A 20,286-nucleotide genomic window follows, 5' to 3' on the forward strand; every position below is an offset into this window, starting at 1 on the left:
TTATAATTAATTGTTAAAAAAATAACTATAATTTTAAAGAAGTGGTATATATAGATTGTAGTATTAATTATTTTGTAGTAGGCAAGTAATAATTTAAGAATTAATATATTGGCATCACATGTAAAAACTTTCTACCAAATCAAGTGTTATAAGTAGTTCATTGGATTATTTACTGAATTAAAGATTATATAACTATGTAGTTTCAGTATGAATTATAAATGTCAAATAATTATCAATAAATTGAAGACAAATATAAACTATTACTATAGAAAAGGAGTGTAAATTATGAAAGTTAGTAGTGTTGATGAATTGAATGTAAGGTTAGAGGAAATGAGAAAAGCCCAAAGAGAATTTGCAACATACTCGCAGGAGCAGGTAGATGAAATCTTTAGACAGGCAGCAATGGCAGCATTGGATGCAAGAATACCACTTGCAAAAATGGCGGCAGAAGAAACTGGAATGGGACTTGTTGAAGATAAAGTTATAAAAAATCATTTTGCAGCTGAGTATATATACAATCAGTATAAGGATGAAAAGACCTGCGGGGTAATAGAAACAGACGAATCCTATGGAATAACTAAAATTGCAGAACCCATAGGCATTGTGGCAGCCGTAATACCAACAACTAATCCAACCTCAACAGCAATATTTAAGACATTGATATCACTAAAAACTAGAAATGCTATAATGTTATCACCACATCCAAGGGCAAAAAATTCAACCATAGCAGCAGCTAAAATAATACTTGATGCAGCAGTTAAAGCAGGTGCTCCAGAGGGAATAATAGGCTGGATAGATGAGCCATCAATTGAACTAACACAAATACTGATGCAGGAGGCAGATATAACTCTTGCTACAGGGGGACCATCCATGGTTAAATCAGCCTATTCCTCTGGTAAGCCAGCTATAGGTGTGGGACCAGGAAACACTCCTGTTATAATTGATGAAAGTGCACACATAAAAATGGCAGTAAGTTCAGTAATTCTTTCAAAGACTTTTGATAACGGTGTCATATGCGCTTCCGAACAATCTGTAATAGTTTTGGATTCTATATACGATGAAGTAAGAAAAGAATTTGAAGAAAGAGGAGCATATATAATTAAGGAAAATGAAATAGACAAAGTAAGGGATACGATTTTTATAAATGGAGGCATAAATTCCAAAATAGTAGGTCAATCAGCCTATAAAATAGCTGAAATGGCAGGAATTAAGGTACCAGAAACAGCAAGAATTCTTATAGGAGAAGTTACTTCTGTAGGAAAGGAAGAACCTTTTGCCCATGAAAAATTATCTCCGGTTTTGGCTATGTATAGGGCAGAAAACTTTGATGATGCACTTGAGAAAGCTGTGACGCTTGTTAATCTAGGTGGACTAGGGCATACTTCAGCAATATATGCAGATATAATAAAGGCAAAAGATAAGATAGATAAATTCAGCAATGCTATGAAAACAGTAAGAACTTTTGTGAATATACCTACAGCTCAGGGGGCAAGTGGAGACTTATATAATTTCAAAATAGCGCCTTCCTTTACACTAGGTTGTGGTTCTTGGGGGGGAAATTCCGTATCAGAAAATGTTGGACCTAAACATTTGCTAAATATTAAAAGAGTAGCTGAGAGGAGAGAAAATATGCTTTGGTTTAGAGTGCCCGAAAAGGTTTACTTCAAATTTGGCTGCCTTCAATTTGCATTAAGAGAATTAAAGGATTTAAATAAGAAGAGGGCATTTATAGTAACGGATAAAGTTCTTTATGATCTAGGATATATAGATTCTATAACAAAAGTTCTTGAAGAGATAGGCGTTGATTTTAAAGTATTCACTGAAGTAGAACCAGATCCAACACTAGCTACAGCTAGAAAAGGGGCTGAAGAAATGATGGACTTTAAACCGGATACCATAATATCCCTTGGTGGAGGTTCAGCAATGGATGCAGCTAAAATAATGTGGGTACTATATGAGCATCCAGAAGTAAGATTTGAAGACCTTGCCATGAGATTTATGGATATAAGAAAGAGAATATACAATTTCCCAAAGATGGGTGAAAAAGCCATGATGATTGCTGTAGCAACTTCAGCTGGAACAGGATCAGAGGTTACACCTTTTGCTGTAATAACAGATGAAAAGACAGGAGTGAAATATCCACTGGCAGACTATGAATTAACTCCAGACATGGCAATAGTAGATGCTGAATTAATGATGAATATGCCAAAAGGATTAACAGCTGCATCAGGTATAGATGCATTAATTCATGGTATAGAAGCTTATACATCAGTACTTGCATCAGAATATACCAATGGACTGGCATTAGAAGCCATAAGATTAATATTCAAATATTTACCTAAGGCTTATTCAGAAGGTACCACTAATGAAAAAGCAAGAGAAAAAATGGCTCATGCATCAACTATGGCAGGAATGGCCTTTGCCAACGCATTCCTCGGAGTATGTCATTCAATGGCACATAAACTAGGGGCAGAACACCATATAGCCCATGGAACTGCTAATGCGCTGTTAATTGAAGAAGTTATCAGATTTAATTCGGCAGATAATCCAGTAAAACAAGCATCATATCCTCAATATAAATATCCAAATGCTAAATGGAGATATGGAAAAATTGCAGATTATTTAGGATTAGGCGGAAGTACAGATGAAGAAAAAGTTGAACTTTTAATTAAGGCAATTCATGAATTAAAAGAGAAAATAAATCTTCCAATGACAATTAAGGAAGCAGGAGTCTCAGATAAAAAGTTCTATGCTACACTTGATAAGATGTGTGAACTTGCTTTTGATGACCAATGTATAGGAGCTAATCCAAGGTATCCATTAATAAGTGAAATTAAACAAATGTTTATTAATGCTTTTGATAAGGCTGAGATAGATACTGAAATAAAATAGGTGTATGCAATATTTATGTAGTAACTTAAAAGTAAATAATAAAAAAACGGAATTTATCAATGAAAGTATAGTTGACTTTCATTGATAAATTTTTTGTCTTATGAAATTTGATAAAAATATGTAATAAATTAAGTAGTTTAATATTACTAAATTCATATACTTATCTAAAATCTTAATAAATATACCATATAATATCCAGAACTTTAGCACTTTTAAATTTTTTTGGGCGATAGCCCTTTGATTTATAAGGATTTGCCTCTAATTTAGAGAAAAACACGGGATATATCCTGTAATAAGGACTATCTAGTCATTTGAAAATATTTCCTTTTGAGTTATGTTATAAATTGTGAAAATTTAATATTAGTGACATTTATTTTTAGTTTTCATTCCTAAAATAATAAAATATTATTTTTCATGCGTTTACCCTGTGTATAATATCAAATATTATTGAAATGCTGAATGAAATAATATATAATAAAAACGTATACATCACAAATGGTATTTTTGCATAAATGTGTAAATGTACAAGCATTTTTGCAATATAATAACATTAATAATTATTTAATTAAAAACAATATATTTGGGAGGTACTAATATGACTAAAGGTTTATCTTTAAATTTAACAAAAGTGGCTTCTTTTTTAGATGGGCATGAAATTACATACCTACAGCCAATGGTAACAGCAGCACATGACATGCTTCATAATAAAACAGGTCAAGGAAACGATTTTTTAGGTTGGATTGATCTTCCTGTAAATTATGATAAGGAAGAATTTTCAAGAATAAAGAAAGCGGCAGAGAAAATAAGAAATGATTCAGATGTACTTATAGTGATTGGAATTGGTGGTTCTTATTTAGGATCAAGAGCTGCTGTAGAAATGTTATCACATACTTTTTATAACAGTATTTCAAAGGATAAGAGAAAATCTCCAAATGTATATTTTGTTGGAAATAACATAAGTTCAACTTATATGGTAGATTTATTGGAAACCATTGAAGGAAAAGATATTTCAGTTAATGTTATATCAAAATCTGGTACTACTACTGAGCCAGCTATAGCATTTAGAATTTTTAAAGATTACCTAGAAAAGAAATACGGTAAGGAAGAGGCAAAATCAAGAATATATGCAACTACTGATAAGGCAAAGGGCGCTTTAAAATCGTTAGCAGATACAGAAGGATATGAGACTTTTGTTATTCCAGATGATGTTGGTGGAAGATTTACTGTTTTAACACCAGTGGGATTATTACCCATTGCCGCTGCTGGTATAGATATAGAAGAGATGATGAGTGGCGCAGCAGCAGCAAGAGAAGCATATAGTGTGCCTGAATTAGAAAAAAATGATGCTTATAAATATGCAGTAACTAGAAATGTATTATACAGAAAGGGTAAAACTACAGAAATATTAGTTAACTATGAACCATGTCTACACTATTTTGGTGAATGGTGGAAGCAATTGTATGGTGAAAGTGAAGGAAAAGATGGAAAAGGTATATTTCCAGCAGCAGTTGATTTTTCAACAGATTTACACTCCATGGGACAATATATCCAAGAGGGATTAAGAAATATATATGAAACTGTAGTTAACGTTGAAAAACCTAGAAAAAACATTGTAATTGAAGAAAGTTCTGATAATGTAGACGGATTAAATTTCGTGGCAGGTCAGACAATGGATTACGTAAATAAGAAAGCATTTGAAGGCACTATTTTAGCACATAATGATGGAGGGGTACCTAATATAGTAGTTAATGTTCCTGAACTAACTGCTTATTACTTTGGATATTTGGCATACTTCTTTGAAAAAGCTTGTGGGATTAGTGGATATTTGTCAGGTATAAATCCATTTAATCAACCAGGAGTAGAAGCATATAAGAAAAACATGTTTGCACTTCTTGGAAAACCAGGCTATGAATCTATGAAGGAAGAATTAGAAAATAGATTGGGTTAATGATTAATTTATACAATTTCAAGTAAGGCAAAAAAAGATAATAAAATTAGATGATAATATATATTAAATGGTAATTATCAGAAAGCAGAGATACTAGTTATGATATGTTCATATGGCATAACTAGTATCTCTGTTTTTATTTATTTGTATTTAAACTGATTATTAAAAATATCCGTATATTACTACTAGTAATATACTATTTTGTTATAAATTATTAACATAAAAAAACATAAAAAAAAATAAAATTGCTATTGTAAAAGTATACATATGGATGTATAATGAATACATCATAAGACAAATGATTAATAACAGCACAAATGTGATGAAAATATAAGCTTAAAATGCATTTTATGAATGCAATTAAATTATAAATAAGAATATTAGGGGGATGTAAAGTATGAAAAAATCATGGTTAGAATTAGAAGGTAAAACAGTAATTGTCACAGGTGGGGCATCTGGAATAGGAAAAGCAGTTGTTCAAGAGTTTTTAGATAATGGAGCCAATGTAGTAGTGGGAGATATGAGTTCTAATGCACCTGAATTTGTTATAAAAGAAAACAGTGGAAAAGTATTATATGTAAAAACAGATGTAACAAGTTTTGACAGCGTTAATGGAATGGTTTCCAAAGCAAAAGAAAATTTTGGAATCGTTGATATTTTGGTAAATAACGCTGGAATTAATATTCCAAGATTATTGGTAGATGGAAAAGAACCAAAGGGTAAATATGAATTAAATGAAGCTATTTTTGATAAGATTGTAAACGTTAATCAAAAGGGTGTATTCTTCTGTGCTCAAGCAGTAGCAAGAGACATGATTAAAGAAGGAACAGGAGTAATAATAAATATGTCATCAGAAAGTGGACTTGAAGGATCAGAAGGACAGAGTATTTACGCAGCCACTAAAAATGCTGTTAATTCATTTACTAGATCCTGGGCAAAGGAATTAGGTAAAAAGGGAATAAGAGTAGTTGGTGTAGCACCAGGAATTCTTGAAGCAACAGGCTTAAGGACAATAGAATATGAAACAGCATTAGCTTATACACGTAGTATCACAGTAGATGATTTGAGAGCAGGATATAGTAAAACATCTACAACGCCTCTTGGAAGGTCAGGAAAATTAACTGAGGTTGCAGATTTAGTTTGTTACATTGCTTCTGATAGAGCAAGCTATGTTCATGGAGTAACTTATAATGTAGCTGGAGGTAAAACTAGAGGCTAGTGGAATAGTATTTTTGTCATTATTCTTATTTGAGAGAAAATTAATAAATTAATCACTTCAGATAAAAAACAAAATAAAAATTTTTAAAAAAACAGATAAAGAAATAAAATTTCCATTGAAAAAGTTTACAGTTAGTTATATAATAAGATACAGATAAGACAAATGACTTTTATAGTAACATAAGTGCAACGAACTAAATTTTTGTTTATGTAGTTTTTGTAAACGGTATAAAATTTCGTGTTATATGTTAATTATACAGAAATAAAGTTAATAAATCTTACTTAGCAGGGGGGCACTTAGATATACCTCATGGGTCTAGTTATACTCCCGCTAAGTGTAGATATATACAAAATATATATTGATTTGTGAGGTGATAAGTGTAATGTGGATGTTATTTATTTTAATAGGAGCAGCGTGGATAGGACAAATGATTCTTGGGTATCATCAAATTAAATATTTTAACAGGCATTTTAAGGATATGAGAAAATTAGGGAAAGTAGTTATAGGGAAAAATAAAGGTAAGGTGAGAGCTGGGGTTATTGTATTAATTGCAATAGATAAAGATTCTAATATTATACAAGCTAAAAAAATGCAGGGTTTATCTGTATTTGCTAGAATGAGAACTTTGAAAGTTCTGGAAAATAAAAATCTTCTGCAAATAAATACCATGAATTTGGAGGGTATGGATAAGTGGACAGTTAAGGCTGTAGACAATGGCATAGAAAGTTATAAAAATTATCTTTTAGAAGGAACTAACTAGTATATATAATCTAAAAATTAGATTAAGTATAAAAAAAGGGAGGTAAAATATTATGTATATATTAACAAATTTAGCTCAGGGATTTATAGGATTATTTCAGGAAGGTGGAAAGACTTTTGTTGGAATGGTTACAGGAATTGTTCCAACACTAATAATGCTTCTTGTTGCAATGAACGCAATCATTAAATTTGTAGGTGAAAAAAGAGTTGAAAAATTAGCTAGAGCATCAGCTTCAAATCCCATTACAAGATATCTTGTATTGCCAGTTATAGGTACATTCTTCTTCTGTAATCCAATGACCTTATCACTAGGAAAATTTTTACCTGAAAAATATAAGCCAAGTTATTATGCAGCAGCTTCTTTTTCTTGCCATACAATGAATGGATTATTTCCACATGTAGACCCAAGTGAGTTATTTGTATTCTTAGGTATAGCAGCTGGTATAACTAAATTAGGTTTATCCACAACAGATTTAGCTTTAAGATACTTTTTAGTTGGTGTAGTTACAAACTTTTTTAGAGGTTGGATAACAGATTTCACAACAGCCATGGTTGAAAAACAGCAAAAGGTTAAGTTAAAAGATACTTTAGCAGTATAGGAAAGGAGGAAAAAGAAATGAGTGAATATAATTCAATAATAGTTAAAGCAGGTTCAGGTGGATTTGGAGGTCCATTAATTATAACACCTACAGAAAAGAAAAATAAAGTAGTTTATATTACAGGAGGACATACACCACCTGTGGCAACTAGAGTGGCAGAACTATCAGGGTGTGAATTAGTAGATGGATTTAAAACAAAAGTGCCGGATGATGAAATTGCTTGTGTTGTAATCGATTGCGGAGGAACTCTAAGATGTGGTATATATCCTAAAAAAAGAATTCCTACTTTAAATATTATGCCAGCAGGTCCAAGCGGTCCTTTATCACAATATATTAAAGCTGACATATATGTTTCATCTGTAAAACCAGAGGATATAGAGCTATATGAAGCATCGGGTGAAAGTACAACTGAATCACCAAAGGAAAATATAGTAAAGGAAGAGACGAAGCAAGAAATAAAAGAAGAGAAAAATCCAAAGTATGATACAAGTAAGAAGATTTCACAACAATCAGGTAGTAGCAGTTTGATGGCTAAAATAGGTATTGCAGTAGGATCCTTAGTTGGAGTTCTAAATCAAGCCGGACGTGAAACTATAGATACAGTAATAAAAACTATTCTTCCATTTATGGCATTTGTGTGTATGCTTATAGGTATAATAGTTAAGTCAGGTATAGGTGATGTATTTGCAAAATTATTATCACCTTTAGCAGGAACAGTACCAGGACTTGTAATAATGTCACTTGTATGTTCATTCCCATTCTTATCTCCATTTTTAGGACCTGGAGCTGTTATAGCTCAAGTTATAGGAACTCTAGTTGGTGTTGAAATAGGAAAGGGAAATATACCACCACAATTAGCTTTACCAGCACTATTTGCTATTAATTCACAAGCTGGTTGCGATTTTGTACCTGTTGGTCTTGGGCTTGCAGAAGCAGAAACTGAAACTGTAGAAGTAGGTGTGCCAGCAGTTTTATACTCAAGATTTTTAACTGGTCCAACAACGGTACTTATAGCATGGCTTGCAAGCTTTGGCCTTTATGTTAAATAAGTTTGAATTTAATTTAATAATGTAGAATATATTATTGAAAAAGTTTATAATAATTGTAAAGTAAATGTTTTCAAAGAATAATTTCAATTATATGCATGGGAGGAGTAATAAAATGAGCTTGATATATAATACAGAAGTAACAAGTATTGGACCTTTAGTAGAAGGTTTTTATCCTGAAAAAATGATGATATTATTTAAGGAAAATGCACCAGATGAATTGGCTGACTATTGTGTACTTCATGATGTAAATGATTTGAAGGAAGAAATTAAGGCAGGATATACACTAAAGATAGATGGAACAAATTATAAAATAACTGCAGTTGGTGATGTAGTAAATAAAAATTTAAAAGATTTAGGTCATATTTGTTTAAAATTCGATGGAAGTACAAAGGCAGCATTAGAGGGAACACTATATTTAGAAGATAAAGAAATAAAAGAGGTTTCTTTAGGAAGTAAAATTGAAATATTAGCACAATAAAATATTATTTCTTACGCAGTTATACTAACATTAGCAGATTTCCAAATTTCAAAATGTACTCTAACTATGAATGCAGTCTTTTGACATTATAGAACATCTATATATCGAAAGACTGCATTCATAATTTTCAAATCTTTATTTAATCTTCTATTTCAATGCCAACCATTTTCATAAGATATTTTGCATTGGTACTGTCACAGCGGCCTTCTCTAAGTTTATAATCAAAATGTATTTTATTTTCTGTATAGCTTTCTGAAAAATGATAATTTACTATTTTCTTCTCATTGCTGTATTCTAAATCACATAATTCAAAATCATGAGTTGATATTAGGCCGCACAGCCATGGTTTATCAAGATTTTTCAATACACTTTTTGCTCCAATAATCCTATCTCTTGAATTAGTACCTCTGAATATCTCATCTATGAGAAAAATCATAGGTTCCTTCATTAATAGATTATCAATGATTTGTTTTATACGCATAAGCTCTACGTAAAAAGTAGAGGCTCCTTCCATTAAATTATCATTTATTCGCATAGAAGTGAAAATATCCATAAGAGAGCATTTCATAGATTTTCCGCAAATAGGTGCTCCGGCATAGGCTAAAACAAGATTGATTCCTACAGTCCTAAGAAAAGTGGTTTTACCAGACATATTTGAACCGGTAACAATTAATATATTGTCTATCATATTAAAATTATTGCTAACACGGGAGCCGTTATTAATTAAAGGATGGCCTAAGCTTTCAGCCTTTAGTACTAGATTTTCTGTTGTAAAAGTAGGAAAGCTGTATTCTGTATCCATATGAGTTAATACGGATAGACTTGAGATAACCTCAAAATCTCCAAGAGCATTTATATATTTCCTTATTAATTTACCATACTTGGATTTCCAGTTTTGGAGAGAAAATAAGCATCTGAAATCCCAAAATATTAATAGATTAAGAAAAAAATAAATTAAAAAATTGTGTTTTAAGTTTATATTATTAATAATTGTAGTTAATTCTCCCATAACCTTTGAAGAGGATTTACCTTCAAAAAACAGATTATTTTTTAATTCTCTTAAATATTCATCTTGAAAATTTTCACCTTCAATAAGTTTAAAAGCATTAACATAGGATTGTAAATCATCATTAAAGCCTTCCACAGAATCTAAAATTAAAGGTATATTTCTATAACTGATAAAATTAATGGCAGCATGGATTACAAAAATAAAGGGTATAAAATAATATAGATAGTTTATCTTAAATATAATAGTTACAGCACAAAATAATATAGAAAAAACAGGCAAAAAATATACTATAGTATTAATGGGTGATTTTTCAAATAATGCATTTACATCTTCTGAATAATTTAAAAGTGCAGAGGGATCTTTCATATTTTTTTTATCAAAATTACCTGCAGATTCAAGATCTTCACAAAATTTAATCTTTTGAGATAGTTCTTCAACAGCATTTTGACGATTAACTATATTATCTATACTTTTTCCTTTACTTTTAAGTAAATCTATCAATTTTTTTCTACCAAAAAAAGTATTTGTAGTATTTATCAATTGAAATAATGAATTTTTACCAAATATATCTAAATCTGCCGAATAAGGATGATTTAAATCTATGCCATCCTGACCTAAATCCTGAAAATCTGACCAATTGCCATCTATTCTTTTAATATATTTTTTGTTAATTGTTATAAGATTTTTTATTTTATTTAGACGATAGGATATATTACTATGCTGTTTTATTAGGAATACAAAAAGTGTCAAAGAAAAAAGAGTTCCTATTGAAGTATATATACTTATTCTTCTTATAAGCAGGTATATATATATTAAAGTCACAACAAAGGCTACCAGCCTTATAGTACCAATAATATTATAGTTTTTTTTGCAATTTTTTTCTTCATCCTCCAGGGACTTAATACGATTTATAAAGGTTTCTCTGTTAGTCATATATCTACTCCTTCTAGAATAATTTTTTAAAACAGGACTTACATATCATTATTTTACCCTTATTTGCAGAAATAGCATCACAGGATTTTATTTCTTTATTGCATATGGCACATATAGTTTTTCCAGAAGATATTTTTTTATTTATGGTGGGCTTTATACCGTTTTTCCTATTAGGGGGAGGAGAATAATTAGTTGGAGCATCAGGTACCTCCTTCTTTAGTACATCATAAGTTATAGAATAATTACTTTCTCCAAATAGTTCCAGCTCAAATCTTGGTTTTTCGGTATCATAAAATTCTTCAATTATAATTCTTCTTACCTGAGCATCATTTACTATAAGTCCACTTTTTTCAATTCCATCAAATATGCTTTTAGTTATGTTGTTTGTATCAGGATGTCTTTTTTTGCTTTTATAATAAACCTTCAAAACTGCAATTAAAGCTTCTGATAATGTAATATTTGGATTTTGTGATCTTGCTGCATAGGCTATTTCTTCTTCATATAAGGCATATCTATCATGATATTTACCAGAATTGAAGGGCAAAATAGCTCTACCTTGTATATTAAATAATTTAAAATTAGATTTTGAAATAGGAGATCCCTTCACTATAACCTTAGCATAACAATTGTCCATTAGCTGCTCCTTACTTGTATTTATTTATCCAATGAATCTTATTCAGTTGGAGTTTGTATTACCACTGAGTTTAGATGAATTATCCAGGGACATGTCCATGTTATTTCAACCTTTTAAAGGTGCTATATGGGCTAGTCATGGGATAAATTTAAATTATATTAAATATTATAACATAAGTGTGTGCTTATAAGAATATATGTTCGAGGTATAAAAATTAAATTTTTAATTTTGTGTAAATCCATTTCAAAGAGTGTAGGAGATTATTACATAGGCTAGTGGGGGATCAATTGGAAATAATTTATTACAATGCATATTTTATAGGTGAAAAAATTTTTAGGGTGGGTTATAATCTTATTTGTCCGATGATTAGTGCCTAGTTAGTTTTATAAATGCAGAGTAAATAAAAACAATATAAATTTTGTTTTTCCTGATTTCATAAAGATGTAAATAATAGGAGTATGTCTTTGGATGATTTAAAATTTTTACTGGGGGGAATATTTGTGGCAATAATAAAAAATAAGGAGAAATCTTTAAATAGAAAAAATAATAATAGTTGGTTTGTAGAATTTATTGGTATACTGATGTGTATAGCAGCTATACCTGTCTATGCTTTTTTTAGAAATATATATACATCTTTCGTAATAATCTTAGTAGCTTTTGCAGTAATTATTCATTTTTCAAAAAAGAGAAAAATATATAAAGCTGGAATTCAAGGAGAAAAAGAAATAGCAAAATTATTGGATAGCTTAAATAACAGATATCTAGTATACAATGATATTGTAATTGGGGGAAAAGAAAGAGGCGCTCAGATAGATCATTTGGTTTTATCACCTTATGGAATATTTTGTATTGAAACAAAGAATATGAAGGGTGTAATTATGGGTAAAGAGGAAGATAGAGAGTGGACTCAGATAAAGGGTGTACAGGGAGGAAAGAACTATGAAAAAAAATTTTATAATCCTTGTAAACAATCTGCAGGTCATGCAAATGCAGTAAAAAATATTTTAAGACATTCTGACTTTATAAATACACCAGTTTATTCCATTGTTACCTTTAGCTCTAATAAAAATACAAATTTAAAAGTTCAGGTACATTCTACACCTGTAATTAAGTCAGATAAATTAATTGATTTTATAAATAAGAAAAAAGAAATTTTTATAAGTGATGATAAATTAAGAAGAATAGAGAATATCATAGATAAGCAGATATGTTAAATTTAAGATATTTTCTTTTGGCTTTAGCAGATATACTCAAGTGCTTTTTTATCATTAATTATGTGCTTTTGTGAATAAGTAATTTTTCTAAAAAGAAATTTTAATAAGTATAATAGTATTCAGTGTGGAGTAATCAGACAAATAAATATATTTAGGAGAGGTTAATAAAATGGATAAGGATATAACAATACTTGCCATAGAGAGCAGCTGCGATGAAACTTCAGCAGCTGTAGTAGTGAACGGAAGAAAAGTATTATCAAATATAATTTCATCACAAATAGCTGTACATACTAAATTTGGAGGAGTTGTGCCAGAGGTTGCATCACGAAAACACATTGAGGTAATTAGTCAGGTGGTAGATAAAGCTTTAAAAGAAGCAGAAGTTTCTTTCAAGGATATAGATGCTATAGGGGTTACCTATGGACCAGGACTAGTTGGCGCACTTTTGGTAGGAGTGCAATATGCAAAAGGACTTGCCTATTCATTGGGTAAACCACTTATTGGAGTAAACCATATAGAAGGTCATATAAGTGCAAATTTTATTCAGTATAAAGATTTAAAACCTCCTTTTGTCTGCTTAGTAGTATCTGGTGGACACACTTTTATAGTGTATATGAAGGATTACGGTAAATTTGAAGTAATGGGCCAAACAAGAGATGATGCTGCTGGAGAGGCCTATGATAAAGTTGCAAGAGCTATAGGACTTGGATATCCTGGCGGGCCTAAAATAGATAAACTTTCTAAATCGGGAAATGAAAATGCAATTAAATTTCCAAGAGCAAATTTCCATGAGGAGTCTCTAGATTTTTCCTTTAGTGGTTTAAAATCAGCTGTGCTTAATTATTTGAATAAGATGGAAATGAAAAAGGAAGAAATAAATAGAGCTGATGTAGCGGCATCCTTTCAAAAGGCAGTAGTAGATTTTTTAGTTGCAAATGCAATGAAAGCCTGTTCTATAAAAAAGGTGGATAAGATTGCCATTGCCGGAGGAGTAGCATCAAATTCTGCTCTTAGAAAAGCTATGATAGAGGCGGGAAAAAGGAAGGATATTCAGGTATTGTTCCCAGAACTAGTATTATGTACAGACAATGCTGCTATGATAGGAAGTGCAGCATATTTTGAATACATTAAAGGGGCTATTTCCCCTTTGGATTTTAATGCGGTACCAAATTTAAAATTAGGTGAAAGATAACATAAAACTTCAAAATAGATAATAGCTTAAAGCATAAGATTTATTTTATATAAAAAATTTAACAATAGTGTTTAAAGGAAAGCATTTTTATGTTGCAGTGTTATATAGGATAGATGGGTTAATTATTTTTATTTAAAGAAATGGAGGAAGAGATTTTGGAAAGAAGCCAGCTTATGACAATTAAAAGGTTAGCTTTAATATTACTAGGTAGCTTTATTTCTGCAATAGCAGTAAATATGTTTTTTATACCATTTAAACTCTTAAGTGGTGGTGTAGGCGGTATTTCGCTTATCATACAATATCTTAGCGGAATTCCTGCAGGATATTTTATAATATTGTTAAATATTCCCCTATTTATATTGAGTATAAAGGAAGTTGATAAGCAATTTACTGTATTTACTATATTTGGTACTGTAGCACAATCTATTTTTTTAATAATAACTAAGAATGTGTCTTATTATTTTCATTTAAAGGATATTTTATTGTCAGGTATATATGGAGGAGTTCTGCAGGGAGCAGCTATGGGAATAATATTCAGTAATCATGGCTCACTGGCAGGTGCAGACATAATTTCTGTAATTATGAGAAAAAAATACGATTATGATGTGGGAAAAATAAATTTTGCCATAAATTTAGTAATAATATTTGTAGGTTCTGCATTTTTTGGATTAGAAAAGGGACTTTATACGTTAATGTCTATGTATATAGCTTCTTATACAGTAGATAAGGTTATTAAAGGCTTTAATAGAAAAAAACTTCTCTTTATCATAACAGAAAAGGAAGAAGAAATAAATGAAAGGATTAAAATAGATCTTAATAGATCCGCTACTCTTTTTTATGCAGAGGGATATTATACTAAACATAAGATTAAAGTGATATATTGCGTAGTTTCATTGACTCAAGTTCCAAAGTTAAAGCATATAGTAAACAAGATAGATCCAATGGCATTCATATCAATCCTAGATACCTCAGAAGTTCAAGGCAAAGGATTTAAAAGCATATTTTAAGAAATATGTAATAAAAATATTGGATTAATTGTATATGAATTAAAAATGTGTCCATAATGTAGATATTAAGGCATCTTAAAGAAATAAACTAGTATATTTTCTTGAAGATGTCTAATTTAAATATTGTGGAGGGAAAAGCGTGAATAAAGTTTTATTAGTAGGCAGATTAGTAAAGGATCCAGAATTAAAACACATTGAATCAAATGGTAGGGAACTAAGTAATTTTACTATAGCAGTAAATAGAAATTTCGTAAACGCAAAGGGAGAAAGAGAAGCGGACTTTGTACCAGTAGTAGTTTGGGGCAAAACCGCTGAATTGGTGTGCAACTACATGAAAAAGGGAAGACTTATTAGCATTAGCGGAAGGCTTCAAATAAGGAGTTATGAGACAAAAGAAGGAAATAAAAAGTATGTAACAGAAGTGGTTGGTGAAGAAGTGTTATTCTTGGATTCTAAAAAAGAAGATGTTGGCTAATAGACTGCTTTAGAATAAATAAATTTTCATCTAAACTCAGTGGGAGTACAAATTCCCACTGAGTAAGATTCATTGATAATTGTAAAAGAAACACTATGAAATTCAAGTGATTCCAATTGGATTCCATAGTGTTTTCGATATCTTTAATCTTTTGTTTTTACTTAATCAAAGCTTTTAATAGCATTTTCAGTGTTTTCTTTTGGTCTATTAAAATTTCCAGATTTTAAATCGGAAATCCAGTGTTTAATACTTTCATAAAGTATAACCACCAGTATAACTATAAGTATTAATGATAATACTGTGAGTGTAGTTTTATGATTTGGTATATAATTACCAGTTATATTTTCAATTGATGCTGTTAAAGTAGCTACACTTATAAGTATCATAGGTAATATTGTAATGGGTATATATTTTTTCTTTCCCATTCTTATAAGCACTGAAGTACCTATAGCAAAAGTTATAGCTGCCAAACTCTGATTTGCTACACCAAATAGTGGCCATATGGTAGATATATTTCCTGTATACAATAAATATCCCCAACAGAAAGTCATAAGTAGACTGAAGAATATTATATTAGGCCAAGAATCCTGTCTCTTAAAAGGTTTATAAAGTTTTCCGAATAAATCCTGAAATAGATATCTACCTATTCTTGTACCTGAATCTATAGTTGTAAGTATAAATAATGCTTCAAACATTATACAGAAGTGATACCAGTAGGACATCAATGAACTTAAACCTGGAATTTTATAAAATACATAGGACATACCTACTGCAAGGGATACTGATCCACCGGGTCTTCCTGCTAAGTTTTCTCCAACAAGCTGTGATAACATAGGAAGTTCCCTTGGTACCATGCCAAGTTTTGCAAATAAAGCTGGGGCAGAATTTATTGCAAAATAATCAGCCGTTGGGAGACAGGTTGCGGCTATTAATGCTATCAATGCTATAAAAGATTCTATAACCATAGAACCATATCCAACAGCAAGTATATGTTTTTCATTTGAAATAAGTTTAGGTGAAGTACCTGTACTTATCAGTGAATGAAAGCCAGACAATGCACCACAGGCTATGGTTATAAATATAAATGGAAATACTTTACCTGGAACTATAGGTCCGCCGCCATTTACAAATTGTGTCATAGCAGGCATTTGAATTGTTGGTCTGATAAATATAATTCCAAGTACAAGCATTAACATAACTCCAACTTTCATATAAGTACTCAAATAGCCTCTTGGCAATAATAATAGCCAAACAAGGAAGAACAGCTCCACAAAAACCGTATATAGCCAGTATAAGTGATATCTGTTTTACATTAAAAGTAAAAAATGGGGCGATGGCTGAATGCTGTATAGTTGGTCCAAGAATGACTCCTAACATTATAAGTGCCATACCTATTATAGTAGCTTCTCCGATTTTACCAGGTCGTATAAATTTAAGATAAATACCTATGAATATTGATGCGGGAATAGTAAAACCTACAGTAAAACTTCCCCAAGGACTGCTGGCAAGAGAATTTACTATTGGGAGTCCAAGTCCAGCCATAGTTATTATCAATATAAATATAACTGAAACTGAAGTAATTAATCCCATTCTTCCGCCTAAATTTTTTCTGGCAATTTCTGCAATGGTCTGACCATCTTGTCTAACAGAAGCAAATAGTATAACCATGTCATGTACACCACCAGCTAGTACACCACCAATTAAAATCCAAAGTGTACCTGGAAGATATCCAAATTGAGCAGCTAAAACAGGTCCTATAAGCGGTCCTGCTCCAGCGATTGCAGCAAAATGCTGACCTAGAAGTACCCATTTGTTTGTAGGTAAATAGTCATGTCCATCTTCAAATTTTTTAGCGGGGACTTCTCTATTACCATCTAGAACTAAAACTTTTGCTGCTATCCAGCATCCGTAAAATCTGTAGCCAAGAGCTAATACTAAAGCTCCTATGATTACAAGTACTATAGAATTCATATAAAAACCTCCTCTTAAAATTAAATGATAATTAAATTATGAGTTAATCCTTAAAACGTTTACAAAATAATTATAAGTTGAATTAATGAGTTTTCATACTTAAATCTGCCAAAGTGATAAAAAAGCATGATGAATAGTCGAAATTCACATCTAATTGACATTAAAAATAATGTTAACAATATATTAAATTTTGTTATATAATTTAGTTATTGAGAAAATTTTTTTGTGAAACGCTGCATATTATTATGTATAGTTTTAAGGAGTTGATAATTTGATATATATTCAATTGCTTGAGAACATGGCACTTATTGTGTTGTTTGCATACATTTACAATCAATCAAAAGTTTTAAAAAGACTAACTAGGAATAATTTTAAAATTAAGAATAAAATTTTAATAGTTATATTTTTTAGCATTTTAGGAGTCATCGGTAATTATACAGGAATAGATGTAGGCCCTTATGCAATAAATAAAACTAATATATCCACAGGATATTTAGGCATGTACGATGCAATAGCTAATACAAGGCCAATAGCTTCAATAGTATCTGGATATATCTATGGACCTGTAGTCGGAAGTATAGTTGGATTTATTTCAGGAACACATAGATATTTTTTAGGCGGCTTTACGGCATTGGCCTGTGGAATTGCTACTGTGATGGAGGGAATTGTAAGTGGAATTGTAGGAAAGAAACTAAAAAATACCAATTTAAATATAAAATATGCTTGTGCAGCAGCAGTAATTGCGGAATGCGTTCAAATGATTGTAATTTTAATATTTTCTAGACCTTTTTCAATGGCACTGCAGCTAGTTAAAATTATAGCTGTACCTATGATAATTATAAATTCTTTAGGTACAATTATTTTTATAAGTATAATAAAAAATGCTAAAGAAGAATGTGATAGAATTGGAGCAATAGAAGCTCAAAAAGCTTTAAATATAGCTCAGAAAACTTTAGAATATATGAGAAAAGATGGACTTAATATTGAAACCGGAAAAAATATTTCTAAAATAATATATGAAATGACAAATATAGATGGAATATTTATAGGCAATAAAGATGAATTTTTAACTTGCCGTGGTGAAGATATAGATGAAAAAAATATAAAAAATTTTTTTAATGAATATTATAAATCTCCACATCGCAAAGTGATAAAAATGGTTAACATGTTTTTTATATGTACTCCATTTAATGTATCAGATTCGGGATTTGAAGGAGTCCTGGGACTTGGGTTAAAGTCTAAAAAGAATATCACTACTTATTTTATACAATTTGCAGAGGAACTTAGTGATCTTCTATCAAATCAAATAGAATTATATAAATTAAATAAATTGGCAGAAGAAGCATCTACGGCAAAATTTAGAGTCTTAAGAGCTCAAATAGAACCTCATTTCTTATTTAATGCATTGAATACTATAGCATCATTTTGCAGGACAAACCCTTTAAAGGCCAAAGAACTTATAATAGATTTATCTAATTATTTTAGAAAAACATTAAAAAGACAAGAGGATTTTGTAACTTTAAGGGAGGAAGTGGAGTTTGTTCAATCTTATTTTTCTATTGAAGAAGCTAGGTTTGGAAATAGATTAAAACTTATTATTGACATACCAGAATCAATAATGAATATGAAAATGCCTTCATTTATACTTCAGCCTATTGTAGAGAATGCAGTGAAGCATGGAATATTGCCTAAGCCAGAAGGAGGAAGTGTATATTTAAAGGTATTTTTGGAAAATGGTGAAATGAGATTTTATGTAAGAGATACAGGTGTGGGAATGAGTGAAGATAGACTAAAGGAAGTATTACTCAATTGGCCTGGAATAGGGCTTAAAAATGTAAATGAAAGATTGAAATTGCTATATGGTGAAGATTATGGATTGAGTATAAAAACATCTTTTAATAAAGGAACTAAAATTAGTTTTCTTATACCAATAGAGGAGGTTTTGTCAGTAAATGGATAAAATTAAATGTGTAATTATAGAGGATGAAATACCTGCTGCTGAAGAATTAAATTATATAATATCAAAAAATAAAGCTATAGATGTCGTTGGAATTGCTTATGATGGTAAGATGGGCATAGAAATTATAAAAAAAGAAAAGCCCAATGCTGTTTTTTTAGATATAAATATGCCAATAAAAAGTGGAATTGAAGTAGCTCAAAATGTAAAGGAATTCAATGCTTATATTGATATAATATTTGTTACTGCCTATGAAGAATATGCGGTAAAAGCTTTTGAGATGTATGCTCTTGATTACGTGCTTAAGCCCTTTGTTGATAAGAGAATAAATATTACTTTAAATAGGCTTACAGATAAGTGGAATAAAACAAAAATGGAAACTGAAAAAATACCTAATATGCTAAACAAGATAATAGACAAAATGGATAAAGATAAAAAAATAGTTAAAAAGATACCTTGTGAGAGAAAAGGAAAAATAATATTGGTAGATTTAAAAGATATTTATTATTGTTATATAGAAGATGATAAGACATATGTAAAAGTCAAAAATGATAGGTATATGGTTGGATATAATTTATGTCAGATAGAAGATAAGACTAATTTTTTTAGATGCCATAGAAGCTATATTGTAAATATGGATAATGTAAAAGAATTCTATTCATGGTTTAATGGTACCTATAAATTAGTTATGGATGATGAACAAAAATCTGAAATACCTATAAGTAGAAATAATGTAAAGAGACTAAAAGAATATTTTGAAATTTAACTAAGCTTCCCAAGCTTTTACTTCTCTGCTTTTTTCAAAGTGGCAGTAAAGAGTGGCCACCTCCCTAGGATAACGATTTCTAAGTATCATAGATACCGATACTTAGAAATCTGTTAATAAGCATCAGAGGTCATAAACAAAAACTACGCCTGATGCCCAGAACTCTGTTATCTGGCACTTCACT

At 30.5% G+C, this 20,286-nt stretch carries 15 protein-coding genes and 1 pseudogene; 13 read left to right on the forward strand and 3 right to left on the reverse strand.

Annotation, left to right across the window (positions count from 1 at the left end; translation table 11 throughout):
* Positions 1 to 285 precede the first annotated feature (285 nt).
* The 7 genes from adhE to CLOPA_RS06700 all read left to right on the forward strand — a co-directional run bounded on the left by adhE (position 286) and on the right by CLOPA_RS06700 (position 8,944).
* Complete coding sequence (gene adhE, locus CLOPA_RS06670) at positions 286 to 2,892, forward strand: bifunctional acetaldehyde-CoA/alcohol dehydrogenase (RefSeq protein WP_015614698.1); 2,607 nt, start codon at positions 286 to 288, stop codon at positions 2,890 to 2,892.
* Positions 2,893 to 3,487: 595 nt separating this feature from the next.
* Positions 3,488 to 4,840: a glucose-6-phosphate isomerase gene (locus tag CLOPA_RS06675; RefSeq protein WP_015614699.1), complete on the forward strand. Its 1,353-nt coding sequence runs from the start codon at positions 3,488 to 3,490 to the stop codon at positions 4,838 to 4,840.
* A gap of 397 nt (positions 4,841 to 5,237) precedes the next feature.
* On the forward strand, positions 5,238 to 6,059 hold the full coding sequence (locus CLOPA_RS06680; protein ID WP_015614700.1) for an SDR family oxidoreductase: 822 nt from the start codon (positions 5,238 to 5,240) through the stop codon (positions 6,057 to 6,059).
* Positions 6,060 to 6,441: 382 nt separating this feature from the next.
* Positions 6,442 to 6,819: a transcriptional regulator GutM gene (locus CLOPA_RS06685; RefSeq protein WP_015614701.1), complete on the forward strand. Its 378-nt coding sequence runs from the start codon at positions 6,442 to 6,444 to the stop codon at positions 6,817 to 6,819.
* Positions 6,820 to 6,871: 52 nt separating this feature from the next.
* Entirely contained in the window at positions 6,872 to 7,417 is a 546-nt protein-coding gene (gene srlA / locus CLOPA_RS06690) for a PTS glucitol/sorbitol transporter subunit IIC (RefSeq protein WP_015614702.1), read from the forward strand.
* A gap of 17 nt (positions 7,418 to 7,434) precedes the next feature.
* A complete protein-coding gene (gene srlE / locus CLOPA_RS06695; protein WP_015614703.1) occupies positions 7,435 to 8,466 on the forward strand; it encodes a PTS glucitol/sorbitol transporter subunit IIB in 1,032 nt (343 codons plus the stop codon).
* Positions 8,467 to 8,578: 112 nt separating this feature from the next.
* Positions 8,579 to 8,944: a PTS glucitol/sorbitol transporter subunit IIA gene (locus CLOPA_RS06700; RefSeq protein ID WP_015614704.1), complete on the forward strand. Its 366-nt coding sequence runs from the start codon at positions 8,579 to 8,581 to the stop codon at positions 8,942 to 8,944.
* Positions 8,945 to 9,083: 139 nt separating this feature from the next.
* Here CLOPA_RS06700 and CLOPA_RS06705 read toward each other — a convergent pair whose 3' ends face one another.
* Both CLOPA_RS06705 and CLOPA_RS06710 read right to left on the reverse strand, forming a co-directional pair.
* Positions 9,084 to 10,886, reverse strand: coding sequence for a MutS-related protein (locus tag CLOPA_RS06705; protein ID WP_015614705.1), 1,803 nt, complete (start codon positions 10,884 to 10,886; stop codon positions 9,084 to 9,086).
* 13 nt (positions 10,887 to 10,899) lie between these two features.
* Positions 10,900 to 11,520, reverse strand: a complete 621-nt coding sequence (locus CLOPA_RS06710) for a RusA family crossover junction endodeoxyribonuclease (protein ID WP_015614706.1) — start codon at positions 11,518 to 11,520, stop codon at positions 10,900 to 10,902.
* Between the two features lie 500 nt (positions 11,521 to 12,020).
* Between CLOPA_RS06710 and CLOPA_RS06715 the strand changes: the two genes are divergently transcribed.
* The 4 genes from CLOPA_RS06715 (at position 12,021) to CLOPA_RS06730 (ending at position 15,408) form a co-directional block, all read left to right on the forward strand.
* Complete coding sequence (locus CLOPA_RS06715; RefSeq protein ID WP_041711324.1) at positions 12,021 to 12,734, forward strand: nuclease-related domain-containing protein; 714 nt, start codon at positions 12,021 to 12,023, stop codon at positions 12,732 to 12,734.
* 169 nt (positions 12,735 to 12,903) lie between these two features.
* On the forward strand, positions 12,904 to 13,926 hold the full coding sequence (gene tsaD, locus CLOPA_RS06720) for a tRNA (adenosine(37)-N6)-threonylcarbamoyltransferase complex transferase subunit TsaD (protein ID WP_015614708.1): 1,023 nt from the start codon (positions 12,904 to 12,906) through the stop codon (positions 13,924 to 13,926).
* A gap of 140 nt (positions 13,927 to 14,066) precedes the next feature.
* Entirely contained in the window at positions 14,067 to 14,933 is an 867-nt protein-coding gene (locus CLOPA_RS06725) for a YitT family protein (protein ID WP_051115616.1), read from the forward strand.
* Positions 14,934 to 15,072: 139 nt separating this feature from the next.
* On the forward strand, positions 15,073 to 15,408 hold the full coding sequence (locus tag CLOPA_RS06730; RefSeq protein WP_015614710.1) for a single-stranded DNA-binding protein: 336 nt from the start codon (positions 15,073 to 15,075) through the stop codon (positions 15,406 to 15,408).
* A gap of 161 nt (positions 15,409 to 15,569) precedes the next feature.
* Here the strand turns inward: CLOPA_RS06730 and CLOPA_RS06735 are convergent.
* Positions 15,570 to 17,379 (reverse strand): annotated as a pseudogene (locus CLOPA_RS06735) (carbon starvation CstA family protein).
* A gap of 271 nt (positions 17,380 to 17,650) precedes the next feature.
* On the opposite strand from CLOPA_RS06735, the gene CLOPA_RS06740 reads away from it, so the two are divergent.
* Together CLOPA_RS06740 and CLOPA_RS06745 are read left to right on the forward strand one after the other, a co-directional pair.
* Complete coding sequence (locus CLOPA_RS06740) at positions 17,651 to 19,339, forward strand: LytS/YhcK type 5TM receptor domain-containing protein (protein ID WP_015614711.1); 1,689 nt, start codon at positions 17,651 to 17,653, stop codon at positions 19,337 to 19,339.
* Positions 19,332 to 20,102, forward strand: a complete 771-nt coding sequence (locus tag CLOPA_RS06745) for a LytR/AlgR family response regulator transcription factor (RefSeq protein WP_015614712.1) — start codon at positions 19,332 to 19,334, stop codon at positions 20,100 to 20,102. Before CLOPA_RS06740 ends, CLOPA_RS06745 begins: the two co-directional genes overlap by 8 nt.
* The last annotated feature ends 184 nt before the right edge of the window (positions 20,103 to 20,286 follow it).

The sequence above is a fragment of the Clostridium pasteurianum BC1 genome (assembly GCF_000389635.1).
Lineage (GTDB): Bacteria > Bacillota > Clostridia > Clostridiales > Clostridiaceae > Clostridium_I > Clostridium_I pasteurianum_A.

Excerpts from the sequence above, each read along its gene's own strand:
- CLOPA_RS06700 (WP_015614704.1), top strand. The coding sequence starts at position 8,579 with ATGAGCTTGATATATAATACAGAAGTAACAAGTATTGGACCTTTAGTA.
- CLOPA_RS06685 (WP_015614701.1), top strand. The coding sequence starts at position 6,442 with ATGTGGATGTTATTTATTTTAATAGGAGCAGCGTGGATAGGACAAATG.
- adhE (WP_015614698.1), top strand. The coding sequence starts at position 286 with ATGAAAGTTAGTAGTGTTGATGAATTGAATGTAAGGTTAGAGGAAATG.
- CLOPA_RS06705 (WP_015614705.1), bottom strand. The coding sequence starts at position 10,886 with ATGACTAACAGAGAAACCTTTATAAATCGTATTAAGTCCCTGGAGGAT.
- CLOPA_RS06710 (WP_015614706.1), bottom strand. The coding sequence starts at position 11,520 with ATGGACAATTGTTATGCTAAGGTTATAGTGAAGGGATCTCCTATTTCA.
- tsaD (WP_015614708.1), top strand. The coding sequence starts at position 12,904 with ATGGATAAGGATATAACAATACTTGCCATAGAGAGCAGCTGCGATGAA.
- srlE (WP_015614703.1), top strand. The coding sequence starts at position 7,435 with ATGAGTGAATATAATTCAATAATAGTTAAAGCAGGTTCAGGTGGATTT.
- srlA (WP_015614702.1), top strand. The coding sequence starts at position 6,872 with ATGTATATATTAACAAATTTAGCTCAGGGATTTATAGGATTATTTCAG.
- CLOPA_RS06680 (WP_015614700.1), top strand. The coding sequence starts at position 5,238 with ATGAAAAAATCATGGTTAGAATTAGAAGGTAAAACAGTAATTGTCACA.
- CLOPA_RS06675 (WP_015614699.1), top strand. The coding sequence starts at position 3,488 with ATGACTAAAGGTTTATCTTTAAATTTAACAAAAGTGGCTTCTTTTTTA.
- CLOPA_RS06725 (WP_051115616.1), top strand. The coding sequence starts at position 14,067 with ATGGAGGAAGAGATTTTGGAAAGAAGCCAGCTTATGACAATTAAAAGG.
- CLOPA_RS06745 (WP_015614712.1), top strand. The coding sequence starts at position 19,332 with ATGGATAAAATTAAATGTGTAATTATAGAGGATGAAATACCTGCTGCT.